This is a genomic window from Prosthecobacter sp. Pr1 (genome assembly GCF_057652315.1).
Window position 1 is genome coordinate 588,278 of sequence record NZ_JBYFBS010000001.1, and the last position, 12,162, is coordinate 600,439.

A 12,162-nucleotide genomic window follows, 5' to 3' on the forward strand; every position below is an offset into this window, starting at 1 on the left:
GTCCATGCTATCGCTCCGGTTCCCCCGCCGCTGACCGGCGTGGGCCTCATTCCTCGCATGTCCAGCCTCATCACCGACCTTCCCATTCTGCTCCGACCGTTCGACGCACGCACCCGTCAGGAGGCGGAACGCCTTGCGGACGATGATGCGGTGAGGGGACTTGAACTGCTGGAAGATGAAATGATGGCCGAGGTGCGGCTGGATGATCGGCCTGCCCAAGTGCGCTGGCTGCGCGGCGAGCATGGCTGGCACGGCGAGACGGACGTGGATGACGATCAGGAACTGGAAAATCTGGCCCTGTGCACCACGCTGGTGGCCGTGCAGCGCCGTGAGGCCCGTGGCACGCTGCCGATGATCCCGGTGGAGGAAGAGGACTTTGAGCACCTGCTCACTGCAAAGCTCGAGCGGCCGCTCACGCCTGATGAGGAGAATTATCTGAGCAAGATGGAGAAGCGCTACGAACGCGTGCGCCTCACCGGCAAGATCTTTGACCAAGACATGGTGCGTCTGCATCCGAAGTGGGCGATCCAGAGCCTGGAACCCGTGGCGCTGTGGCCTGAAGCGCCCAAAACCCTGCGTGAGTTCTGGAACTACATCGCGCTCGCGCTTGCTGACAAAGGACTCGCTGTGCCGGCCTTCCTGCGCGGCATGTCCGACATCGACGGCACCCGTGAAGCCCTGCGCGAATGGCGGCACGCCAGTACGGTGCCGACCTGGCAGAAGCGCATTCGTGAATTCATCGATTCACGTCAGGATGACCGGCAGGCCCACCGTCAGCCGCCGCGTGTGTGCGACTTCCGTCTGCTCATCACGGTGAATGATGCTCGCCTGCAGATGCGCCTTGAAGGTGAAACGCCGTCCCCGTACACCACGGTGGATGCCGCGCTGCTCGACAATCTGCGCCGGGAACATCGTGATGGGCGCATTGTGACTTCGGGCGGCTCGGAACTGCTGCTGGTCTCCTGTCTGTCGCAGAGTGATGAGAACTGGAACGACTCCTTCCGATTGGAATCCAAACACCATGCGCTATGGCTCGCGACGCTGTTTCAACAGCCGGCGCTGCAGGAGCGCATGATCACCCTGGATGAAGTGCCTTTCCAGCGTGCGGCCGAGCCTCTGAGCTGGGTGGCGCGCCTGAGCGAGAACGGGCTGAATCTGACCCTGCAGCTTGAAACAGCGGACGGTACTCCCGCTCCACTGCCGCTGCGCATTCTGCGCGGGGTGCAGACGTTGTACCTGAGTTCCGACACTTTGTTCAGCGGCCCCGTGTGGCTGCATGATGAGTCCCGCATTGATGCCAGTGTGACCATGCCGCTGGAGGCGCTGGCCACCGCAGAGGGCATCTCCTTCATGCGTGAGATCGATATCCCGGTGCCCGACGCGATCAAGAGCCGTGTGCGCCACGAGGATTTGCACGTGAACATCACCGCCGCCTGTCTGGCCAAGACCTCGCACTCCGGCGGAGCTGAGTTTGTCACCCTCAAGGCCGAGGCGGTCGATGGTGAAGGGCGCGTGCGTGAGATGCTGCGCTTTTCCGGCTGGCAGCCGGTGGATGAAAAAAAAACGGCTGAAAACGACGACACCATCGTCTGCCGCGACCGCCGAGCCCTGCGCGACGCCGAAGAGCTGATGAACCAGCTGCGCCGCACCTGGGACATGGAGAATGACGCCTGGCGCGTGCGCATGGCGAAAGACTTCCCGGATGTGTTTCATGCCTGGGCCGGGCAGCTCCCTGAGAACGTCAGTCTGAAGACGGATGAAAGCCTGCAGACCATTCTTGCGGATCCGCTGATTGCCCGCGTGCGCATCGAGGCCACCCAGGCCGGCAGCATTGACTGGCTGGACCTGCGTCTGGTTTTTGACATCGAAGGGATGGACCTCAAACCCGCCGACATCCGGCGCCTCATCGCCGCGAAGGGCGAGTTCGTGCGTCTGGCTGATGGCAGCTGGCGCCGTGTAAAGCTGGAGCTCAGCGATGAGCAGCAGGAGATGCTTGACCGTCTGGGCATCGACCTCAATGAGAACAGCGACGAGTCCCATCGCCTGCACTGGCGGCAGCTCGCGCAGGAGAATGCGGCGGAGATCGTCAATCCGAAGGCCTGGAGCAAGATCGTGGAACGCATGGAGGAGGCGAAGCTCGATGCGCGCCCTGACGTCCCCGAGGGGCTGAACGTCACGCTGCGTCCTTATCAGGTCGATGGTTTCCATTTCCTGACCTACCTCACCTCGAATCGATTCGGCGGCATCCTGGCGGATGACATGGGTCTGGGTAAAACCCTGCAGGCGATCACGTGGGTGCTGTGGCTGCGCTCACGCAAAAAAGCCGACGGCCCGCACCTGCCCGTGCTTGTTGTCTGTCCGAAGTCTGTCCTCGACGTCTGGGCGCTGGAGTTCAAGAAGGGCTCCCCGGATCTGCGGGTGCTCGTGCTGCATGACCGTGATCTGTTTGATCTGAACCTGGTGATGACGCAGATCGACGTGGTGGTGATGAACTACGCGCAGATGCGTGGTTTTGATGGTGAGCTCGCCGCCGTCCGCTGGCTTGCAGCGATTCTCGACGAAGGTCAGCACATCAAGAACCCGGACTCGAAGGCAGCCAAGGCAGCGCGCCAGATTCGCGCCGACAACCGTCTGGTGCTGACGGGTACACCGTTGGAAAACCGCCTGCTCGATCTTTGGAGTCTGATGACCTTTGCGACACCCGGAGCCCTGGGTGAGCGCGCCTACTTCCACCGCCACTTTGACCGTCGCAAAGATCCGCGTGCCTCAGAGCGCCTTGCTGCGCGTCTGCGTCCGTTCCTGCTGCGCCGGACGAAATCCCAGGTGGCCCGCGATCTGCCTTCACGCAGTGAAGAAAACCTGCTCAGCGAGATGAGCGGCCGTCAGGCAGAGCTCTACAAAGAGGAGCTGGCCCGTGCGCAGCACATGGTGCTGAACAGCTCCGGCTTTGACATGGTGAACCGCCGCCGCTTTGCCATTCTGCAGGCCCTGACGCGCCTGCGGCAGATCTGCTGCCATCCGGGCCTTGTGGACAAAACTGCGGAGAATGAAGAGAGCGCCAAGCTCACCTCGACCTTGGAAGTGATTCAGGGACTGCATGATGAGGGCCACAAGGTGCTGCTTTTCAGCCAGTTTGTATCCATGCTGAAGATCATCCGCACCAAGCTGGAGGAAATGAAGCTGCCTTACCACTGGCTCACCGGAGCGAGCACGGACCGTGCGGGCATTGTCAGAGCCTTCCAGGAAGATGAAAACGCCAGTGTGTTCCTGCTGTCTCTTAAAGCAGGCGGCAGCGGTCTGAATCTGACCGCCGCGTCCTACGTCATCCTGTACGATCCATGGTGGAACCCTGCGGTGGAGAACCAGGCGATTGACCGAGCGCATCGTATCGGCCAGACGCAGCCCGTCATGGCCTACCGCATGCTGACGAAGAGCACGATCGAGGAGAAGATCATGACCCTGCAGCACAAGAAGAACCTCATGGTCAACAATGTGCTGGGCGAAGGTGGCTTCACCAACCTGCTGGAGAAGGAAGACTTCGACTTCTTGTTTGATATTGAGGCGGAGAAAGTCGCCTAATGCAGACCGTCCATGTTCGGCATGGACGGCGGTATGGTGGAGCGGAAGAACGTGCTCCAGCGCCCCTTCAGGACGCTTCCTGAAGGAACGATGCGCGGTGGTTCATGAGACCCAGGGCTTGTCGCTCCGCTCCTGCGCCCTGAGCTGACTCCATGGGTCTTTCAGACCCGGTGCGGAGCGGTGCTTGAGGGAGGAGTTGCATTCTGCAGGGTGTTCGGCACTGGCTGCTGCTTTCGGGCGTCTTGTGGTGTGCGTAAGGTGACCGGCATGCGAAGAATCATCGGCTGCCGCTTTCGAGCATTTTCTGGCACTCGAGCGTCATGCAGTCCCTCGAAAGCGGCAGCTGCGTTCGTTCCTCACTGCGCGACCGCAGTCCATATAGGGGCGTGGCCAGCTACAGGACGCGGCATTGATGCTGTGACGACGATGTGCAAAGAAGGTATTCGATTTTGATCAACACCCGGAACGATCAAGTCGCCAGGTTTACAACCGAACGCCGGCGATCTTGCCTGCTGAGTCTTGGCAGGGTTGGCTCGATGGGAGAACGCCGACGGCAGTTACTTACTGATTGAAGATGAACTGCCGGGTGTTGATCAGTGCGTAGATCAGATCCTCCACGGTGCTGAGGCTCTTGACCTGGGCCTGAAGGCAAAGGTCCTTTTCCCTGGCGGTGGGCATGCGGGAAAGCACGGCCATATAAACGGCATCAATTCTTTCGTCGGCAGACCGGGCCCTGCCCACGGTGAGCATGAGCTGGCTGTAGCGGTCAACGATCTGCGGCAGGAGCTCTCCATTCATCAATGCCAGAGCCTGGGGGACGGAGGCTTCACTGTTGCTGTTCTCAATGAATTCCCGGTCGCTCTGGCCAAATTCGCGCAGGAAATGACCGCGCGGGGCGGGGCTTTCGATTTCCGCAGCGCGCAGCCACTGCTGGGACTTCCTGGCCCGCAAACGGAAGTAGTCCCGCCACTGCTTCCGGGGGATGTCATAGTACATGGCCTCTTCGCTCCAGACCTTTATCTCAGCTTCGGCGACCTCCGTCTTGGTCATCTTGATCTTGCCATCATCTCCAGCAGCGGCCATCGCGCGCTCGTCGCTGGCAGCGCCGGCCGCCTGCATGCTGGCACTGGGGGCGGCTTGAATCGGAACCTCCCGATTGGGTTCATAAGCAATGGTCTCGAAGGGCTTGCCGGTGACCTTCTCGAACAGCTTTTTTGGCCGGGAATGATCACGTCCGTCATGACAGTACGGCGGGCCTTGTTATAAAGGGCCGTGATCTCACGGTTGATGGATTTAACTTTCGCATTGCACTCAGCAGCGCGGGTGATGGCAGCCTTTTTTTCAGGTCCGGTGACTTTGGCGGCGATGGATTGGTATTTTTTGGCCTCATCGCGGGCCTCCGCCATCAGCTTCTTCATGGCCTCCACACCTTCCGGCTGCTCCTGGTACTTCTTGGCGGCCGCTTGAATGCTCTTGAGCGTCTCGGCCGGATCGGCGATTTTTCCCACCGCCAGCCTGCGCTGCTCCAAGTATTCGCGGGCGGTCATGTTTAGCATGTCGGGATTCGGGTTGATCAGCGTCACAAAGCTGTCCCACAGTTGCTCGGCGGTCATGCGGCGCAGCAGCGGGCCGGTGAAGTGGCAGGCAGTCCCGGGCGCCAGCTCTTCTTGGGAGGCCTGGCGCTGGTAGGTGCTCGTGTTGAAAAGGATGCGCAGATACGCCTTCATGTCGTAATTCAGGCTCACCATGAGCTTTTCAAGATGGCTCAACAATTCGGGATTCACCGCCACGGTATTGTCCGTGAGATCGTCGAGCGGCTCGATGAGGGCGAGGCCGAAGGCCTTTTTCCACAGGCGATTGACCACGACCTTGTTGAAGCGGTCGTTGTCGGGATTCGCCAGCCAGCGTGCGTAGGCCTGGACCCGTGTTTCACCTGGCAGAGGTGTGCATGCATGGCCCATCATGGCAGCCGCTTCGACGACGGATTTGGGCTTCGCATCATCATACCTGTAATCCTTTGGCAGAGTGACCTTGCGCCTCTCGTCAAAGGCCACCTTGGGATAGTGCGGGTTGCCACGATACAGGGCCTGATTGTATAAACGCTCAGCCTGGTGCAAGGCCTCCTCAGCCTCCTGGCGTGCCCGCCTCACTTTCTCCACCTCCGCCCAGTAAGCGAGGCGTTCGGCCTCAGCAGCCGTGTTTTTGGGCCATTCAGGCTGTTTGAACATGGTATGAATGGCCATGCCTTGATCACGCACAAGGTCGCTGATGCCGCCCGCGACACCGCCGCCGTAGTCTCTGATCTCCGCGCCATAGGTGAAGGCCGCCATCTCATAGAACTGCTTCTGTGTCCATTTGTCAAAGGGGTGGTTGTGGCACTGGGCGCATTCGATGCGGGTGCCCAGGAAGACGCGCACCGTGCTTGCCGTGTTGTCGAAGGGCATGCCACGATCACGTTTGTAGTAGCCAATCGCACCATCGGACCAGGCCTTGCCCTCTCCGGCGATCATCTCCCGCACGAACATGTCGTACGGCTTGTTGCTGCGCAGGGCATCCTTGACGAAATGAACATACGCGGGGCCTGTTCGCTGGGCCTTGGATTGAACACGCAGCACATCCGCCCAGTAATGGAAGTAGTTCTGCACATAGCCCTCGGAATCGAGGAGCTTGTCGATCAGTGCCGCCCGCCTTCCCTCTTCTCTGGAAGCCAGAAAATCCTCAGCCTCACGCGCGGTGGGAATCCGGCCCACCACATCCAGATAGATGCGGCGCACGAAAACATTGTCATCCGCCGGGGCGTTGGGCGTCAAGTTGTCAGCCGCCCAGTCCCGAGCCAGAAGCGCGTCAATTTCGGCGGCGGCGGAGGAAACTTCGGTGTCGGCCCGGGCGAGAGTGCCAGGCCAAAACGTGACGATCATTGAACATGCCAGGAGGCTTCTCATGCGAGGTGAAACGCAGAATCACGCCTTGCTGTTGCAGACGGCTACGTCGTCCCAGAACTATGAGTTGGGAAAAGCACAACTTCAGTGCGGTCCCCACTTTTGGAAAACATGGGGTTCTGCTATTACAATCGTCGTCATTGAGGCAACGAGGTGCGGTGGCTTAGGGGACTCAAGGCTTGTCTCTCCACTTCTGCGCCCGGGGCTGAGTCCGTGGGTCTTTCAGACCCTGTGAGGCGAGGCGTTTTGACGAAGGGCGGCAGGAGGGGCATGGCGGCCTACAATGGAGGCAGCGAGATCATTAGTTGCCGCGTGTTCTGTGCGATGCATAATCACATGCTCCGTGCGCACGCTCCTGTAGCTCAACGGTTAGAGCAGGGGACTCATAATCCCTTGGTTGCGGGTTCGAATCCCACCGGGAGCACTTTTTTCGTTCTGCCTTGTCCGACTTGTCATGTGGTGACTGTGTTACTGTGATGCACCTGCTCCTGTCTCAAGGCTGGTATGGCAAAGGGGGATTTTTTGATGCTACCAAGTCTCGGGCCGCCATGAGCGGGATTGAGAAGGACCCTCTGGGTGGTACGGAAAAAGGAAATTCATCCGGTTCTTGTTTGCCTTTCAAATTTGTAAGATCATGAAGGAAATGAAGAAAAACGCGATATATCAACTGCTTCCGACCTTCATTCTGGGGGGGGTGTTGTGCATTGCCGGAGTGTTCTGGCCTTCGTTCGGAGATAAAAAATCCTTCACTGTGGCGGTTAATATCTGGCCGGGCATGGAGGCGATGTTGATGGCGACGCAGTCGAGAAAACTGCAGAATGAGAAGATTAATTTTGTGGAAATGTCCTGGTCGTCCGCAGCCACCGGGGCCTTTCGCCTGCGCGTGGCGGATGCGGCGATCGTGACGTTGGATGAACTGCTGCGACTGGAGGATGACGGTGCCAGGCCGCGTGCGGTTTTAGTGCTGGGGATTTCCGCCGGCTCTGACACCATTCTGGGGCACCCAGGCCAGAAAAGCATTTCTGACCTTCGGGGAAAAAGAGTGGGCGTGGAGCTGAAATCTTCAGGCGAGCACCTGCTGCTGCATGCATTGAAAAAGAACGGCATGTCGATGAAGGACATTCAGGTGGTGCCACTGAACCAGGCGGAAACTGAAACGGCGTATGATGACACAGATCTGGATGCGGTGGTGACAGCGGACCCATGGAGCCTCCGGCTGAGAGACAAGGGGGCCGTGGTGCTGTATGATTCACGAGAGGTGGGACTGGAGCTCAGCCGGGTGCTGGTGGTCAGTGAAGATGCTCTTAAAACCTATTCAAAGGAGGTTCAAACCCTGGTGTCATCTCATCTCAAACATGTCTTAAAATCAGGGGAAATAGATGCGGGTGCAGAAGGACTGGATGTCATACTGCGTCGTGAGAACCTGACGCCGGGGCAGTGGGACAGGGCTGTAAAATTGATTCATGCGCCGGATGCGGAGGAGAACCTGCGGCTGATGAATCCAGCGAGCGGAGAGCTTGCGAAGTGCCTGAAAACAATGGCAGCAGACATGCGGCGGGAGAACTTGATAACGCATCGATTTAAAATGGAACCGCTGCTCAACCCAACCTTTGTCGAAAGAAGCAGGCCATGATATTTCAATCCCTGCAGTTCCGACTCTCAGCGCTGGTCTTCGCTTTTGGCCTGCTGCTGATCGGCATTTCCATTCTGAGGCAATATGACCGGGATGTGAAGTCTCATGTGCAGCAGGTGCGTCTGGACGCCTACCAGGAAGGGACGCGGCTGGCCGGCTTGTCACAGCATTTCTTCAGAAGGCGGCTTCCTCAATCCGCTGATCTGGCGATCAGCTATGCCTCGGTCCAGCCGGACCTCAGACTTGGAGTGGTGGTGGACGGGAAGGACATCATTCGTAACGCCACGCGGAAACAGTGGCGCGGAGTCTCCCTGTGGTCCTGCCCGCTGGGTGTTTCGCCGGCTGTGATCAAGCAATCCAAAGAGAGGCCGGAAGGGGTGCTCGATGAAGATTTGGAGAACGGAAGACTGACCGCGATTTTCCCATTTCGGGATGTCATAGGGGAAATGAGCCAGGGGCTCGTGATTCTGGAGTATGATTTGAGCGCGGTCTTTGCGGCGGCGGTGAGCCACGCCATGCATGAGTCATTGGTCCAGGCATGCCTGCTTGCCGGGGGATGCCTGCTGCTGTGGTCGCTGCTGAGGCTGATGGTCACAGAGCGTGTGAAACTGATCGTAGAACAGACGAAGCACATCGGTCCAGATGAGATGATACTCAAACCCATTGATGGGGGCGATGAACTGGAGACGATTTCGAGGAGCATTGCCGATGCCACGATCAAACTGCAGGATTCGGAATGGCGCTTCAGGCAGATCGCCTCAAACATGCAGGATGTGTTTTGGGTGGCACCGCCGGATCCCAAAACGCCGGTCTATGTGAACAATGCCTATGCGGAGCTTTTCGCCCGGCCGGTGTCCGCTTTGATGAACCATCACTGGGACTGGCTGAGAACGGTGGCGCGCAGAGACCGCAGCGTGGCCCTGAGAATGCTGCGCCGCCTGCGTAGTGCCGCCGGTGAGGCTGAAATCGAAATTCGTGTGAATGTCAGTGGCAGAACCGAATGGCTGCGCTGCCGTGGTTTTTCGACTATGAGGCATGGGGAAGAATCTGGAAAGCTTCAGGTGGCCGGCATTGCGAGCATCATCACGGAGCAGAAGGAAATGGAAAAGTATCTGATCGAGACGGCGGAAAACGAGCGCCGGCGCATTGGGCAGGATTTGCATGATGATGTCTGCCAGCGTCTGGCTGCCGCTCAGCTGAAAAGCGGAGTGCTGGGCGGCATTCTGAAGCGTGAGGGGCATTTGCAGTCCACGCTGGCGGCTGACGTGGCGCGCGAGCTGGCAGAGGCCTCTGAACTCACGCGCGGCTATGCGCGCGGGCTGGCTCCCGTGGCGGTCAGGCCGCAGGAGCTCCCGGACGCACTGGACGACCTGCGCAAATTCCTGGAGCGTGCTTTTAGCATCCGCTGCCACATTGAGTGCGAAGAGGTTTCAGATGTTTTGAAGACAGAGGAAGCGGCGCTCATCTATCGCATCGCGCAGGAGCTGGCCACGAATGCGGCGAAGCATGGGCGATCAACCTGGGTGGACATCAGGCTGGCGATTGCCATGGGCTGTCTGCGTCTGGAAGTCTCCAACGACGGGGTGAGCTTCAAACCGGAGGAAGGCGCGCGGAGCAAGGGCATGGGATTGTACATGCTGCGCCAGCGGGTGGATGCCTTGGGTGCCGTTCTGACCTTTCAACCGCGTGAAGTAGCGGAGGGCGGGACGCTGGCAATTTGTGAAATGCCACTTGCAAGCCGCTGACATATCAAGTTTCAAACCAACATGAGCACTTCCCAACCCAAAACTCCAGAAACCCATGGCGCAGCGCGCAAACGTGTGGCGCTTCTGGACGACCACACGATGATGAGAAATGGCATGAAGGTGTTCATCGACAGCCTGCCGGATTTCGAATGCTGCTGGGAGGCGGCGGACTGCAAGACGGCGCTGGAAAAGGTGGAGTCTGACATGCCGGACATCCTGCTGGTGGACATCACCCTGCCGGACCGCAACGGGCTGGAGTTCATCAAGGACGTGCATTCAGTGCATCCAGACTTGATCATGCTGGTCGTTTCGATGCATGACGAGGCCTACTATGCCCACCGAGCCCTCAAGGCAGGTGCCAAAGGGTACATGATGAAAAACATGGGCTATGATCTCTATGAAGCGGCCCTGCGGAAAGTGGCCTCCGGTGGAAGCTGGCTGAGTGACGTGGTCTCAGAGCAGATCCTCAAAGCGTACACCAGCGGCACCAAGCCCCGCATGGAGGGCGGGCTGGATGCACTGACCGACCGAGAGTTCGAAATATTCCAAATGATGGGGGATGGCCGCGGCACGCATGAAATTGCCGAGTCATTGCGCATCAGCCCCAAAACAGTGGATGTGCACCGGATGAACATCCGCACCAAAATGAAGCTGGAGGATGGTGCTGCGGTGACGCGCTTTGCCATCCGCTGGGTGGAGTCGCGCAAGCTCGGACAAGGCTGAGCTGCGGCTATTTTTTGTGCCGAAAGCCGACGATGCGCACCTTGCCGGGCGCAACGTCGTAGAGCTTGCAAAGATCCTGCAGACGCATCAGCAGCCATGGGGTGAGCAGGTTGGAGCCGTTTTTGGTGAACAGGATGTCGTCTGCCAGATAGGTGGCTGAATGCACGGCGCGGCCGTCCGGGGTGATGAACATGAGAACGTCACCGTAGCGGTAGGGGGGCTCCACCTTGTCGAAATCCTGTTTCAACAGGCTGGTGGCGAGGCGTGTGTCCAGCAGGAAAGGCTGGGGATTGAGGTTGAAAAAATTCAAGCTCGTCCAATGACAGTCGGGCAGGCGCCCTTCGGCGGTGTAGCTGATGTCCGGATAGGTGTAGAGGAGTTTGCGTGGCAGCGGCGGCATCAGATGAAGGATGTCGAGATGCGAGAGACCCTTGGTTTGAAGGATGGCGCGCATCAGCGGCTCCAGCTCTTTCTGACGCAGGCCAAGACCGGTGGACCAATAGTTCAGAAGGTCTGGGATGGAGTCATCCTGTGAGAGCTCCAGCTGGGCCATGAGCGTGCGCACGCGTGTGAGCTTGCGCATGATAAAGCGCGCTTCAGCCACGTTTTCAGCCTGACTGAGCAGCAGTGGTATGTCAGAGAAGACCAGCGCGTTGCCTGCCTTGTAGGACAGGCTTGAAATCTTGCTGATGATTGAGGCGGAGAGTCCGGATTCGCGGGCCCATTCCTCCACCGAATCTGTCAAAAAGAACACCGGTGAATACTGGAATGCATTGGCCGGACTGCGTGCAAGGTGGGTGTAAATGATCGCTCTGTTTTCCGGGGTCAGATTTTCCAAGTCGGTGGCGGAGGGAAAGACATAGGCATGCTGCGAGTCTTTGACTACGCGCCTTGGTGACAGAATCTGATCAAGCCTCTCCTGAGGCATTCCGGCGCTTTTGAGCAGAGTCTCGATTTGATCGAACTCGGTGATGTCAAAAACCCACTTCGTGGTCGTGCTGGGAAGCGGGAACTTCTCCACCACATAGTCGGGTGCTTCGAGATAGAAGTAATAGTAGCTGACTCGTCCCCAGGGGCCGCTGGCACAGGAGTAAAGCTCATTCTGAGGAAGAGCAGAGCGGTCTTCAGCGCCAGCACTCATGCTGGCAAAGAAAACCAGCAGCAGAAAGACGGAGGAAAGCCTGGCAATGGCATGAGCGAGATGCGGGAACTGATTGTTTCGGCAGGGAAGAAAGACAAATGCAGGCGGTGAAAATGAATGCATGCGGGGCGCGGATATGGAGCAGTGGGTTTTGATGACAGGTGCCTCAATCTCATTGGCTGAGCCAAAGAAACTCGCATGAATCCAACGTTAGATAATCTTCAATTCAACCGGGTTTAAGAGGCAAAACCATCCGGTCTTAGAAGCATAAGCAAATGCTTCAGATGAATGTATTCCGATGGTGTATTTCAGGGCACGGACAAACTGCATTGATGCACAAGCCACGACCCCAATAGGCAGAAAAAATCATTCAGTCAGAATGAGCGGGTAATAACGGAGCTG

Annotated in this window: 7 protein-coding genes and 1 tRNA gene; 5 read left to right on the forward strand and 3 right to left on the reverse strand. The window is 58.4% G+C overall.

Annotation, left to right across the window (positions count from 1 at the left end):
* Window positions 1-57 precede the first annotated feature (57 nt).
* The gene (locus tag AC24GY_RS02445; RefSeq protein ID WP_487679993.1) at window positions 58-3,579 is read left to right on the forward strand and encodes a DEAD/DEAH box helicase; all 3,522 of its coding nucleotides are present in this window, start codon (window positions 58-60) and stop codon (window positions 3,577-3,579) included.
* A 561-nt stretch (window positions 3,580-4,140) separates the two neighbouring features.
* On the opposite strand, the gene AC24GY_RS02450 is transcribed toward AC24GY_RS02445, so the two are convergent.
* Window positions 4,141-4,662 carry a DUF1553 domain-containing protein gene (locus tag AC24GY_RS02450; protein ID WP_487679995.1) on the reverse strand — a complete coding sequence of 174 codons (522 nt, stop codon included), beginning with the start codon at window positions 4,660-4,662 and terminating at the stop codon, window positions 4,141-4,143.
* On the reverse strand, window positions 4,626-6,497 hold the full coding sequence (locus AC24GY_RS02455; protein WP_487679997.1) for a DUF1549 domain-containing protein: 1,872 nt from the start codon (window positions 6,495-6,497) through the stop codon (window positions 4,626-4,628). Before AC24GY_RS02455 ends, AC24GY_RS02450 begins: the two co-directional genes overlap by 37 nt.
* 372 nt (window positions 6,498-6,869) lie before the next feature.
* Here AC24GY_RS02455 and AC24GY_RS02460 point away from each other — a divergent pair.
* The 4 genes from AC24GY_RS02460 to AC24GY_RS02475 all read left to right on the forward strand — a co-directional run bounded on the left by AC24GY_RS02460 (window position 6,870) and on the right by AC24GY_RS02475 (window position 10,619).
* Window positions 6,870-6,942: transfer RNA gene (locus AC24GY_RS02460), tRNA-Ile, on the forward strand.
* 210 nt (window positions 6,943-7,152) lie between these two features.
* Window positions 7,153-8,151: an ABC transporter substrate-binding protein gene (locus tag AC24GY_RS02465; RefSeq protein ID WP_487679999.1), complete on the forward strand. Its 999-nt coding sequence runs from the start codon at window positions 7,153-7,155 to the stop codon at window positions 8,149-8,151.
* Window positions 8,148-9,896: a sensor histidine kinase gene (locus tag AC24GY_RS02470; protein WP_487680001.1), complete on the forward strand. Its 1,749-nt coding sequence runs from the start codon at window positions 8,148-8,150 to the stop codon at window positions 9,894-9,896. Before AC24GY_RS02465 ends, AC24GY_RS02470 begins: the two co-directional genes overlap by 4 nt.
* Before the next feature lie 21 nt (window positions 9,897-9,917).
* A complete protein-coding gene (locus AC24GY_RS02475; RefSeq protein WP_422323538.1) occupies window positions 9,918-10,619 on the forward strand; it encodes a response regulator in 702 nt (233 codons plus the stop codon).
* 7 nt (window positions 10,620-10,626) lie between these two features.
* Here AC24GY_RS02475 and AC24GY_RS02480 read toward each other — a convergent pair whose 3' ends face one another.
* Complete coding sequence (locus AC24GY_RS02480; RefSeq protein WP_487680004.1) at window positions 10,627-11,883, reverse strand: hypothetical protein; 1,257 nt, start codon at window positions 11,881-11,883, stop codon at window positions 10,627-10,629.
* Window positions 11,884-12,162: the final 279 nt, after the last annotated feature.

Bases quoted from the DNA above. Each gene is read 5' to 3' on its own strand.
- AC24GY_RS02445 (WP_487679993.1), top strand. From the start codon at position 58: ATGTCCAGCCTCATCACCGACCTTCCCATTCTGCTCCGACCGTTCGAC.
- AC24GY_RS02450 (WP_487679995.1), bottom strand. From the start codon at position 4,662: ATGGCCGCTGCTGGAGATGATGGCAAGATCAAGATGACCAAGACGGAG.
- AC24GY_RS02455 (WP_487679997.1), bottom strand. From the start codon at position 6,497: ATGATCGTCACGTTTTGGCCTGGCACTCTCGCCCGGGCCGACACCGAA.
- AC24GY_RS02465 (WP_487679999.1), top strand. From the start codon at position 7,153: ATGAAGGAAATGAAGAAAAACGCGATATATCAACTGCTTCCGACCTTC.
- AC24GY_RS02470 (WP_487680001.1), top strand. From the start codon at position 8,148: ATGATATTTCAATCCCTGCAGTTCCGACTCTCAGCGCTGGTCTTCGCT.
- AC24GY_RS02475 (WP_422323538.1), top strand. From the start codon at position 9,918: ATGAGCACTTCCCAACCCAAAACTCCAGAAACCCATGGCGCAGCGCGC.
- AC24GY_RS02480 (WP_487680004.1), bottom strand. From the start codon at position 11,883: ATGCATTCATTTTCACCGCCTGCATTTGTCTTTCTTCCCTGCCGAAAC.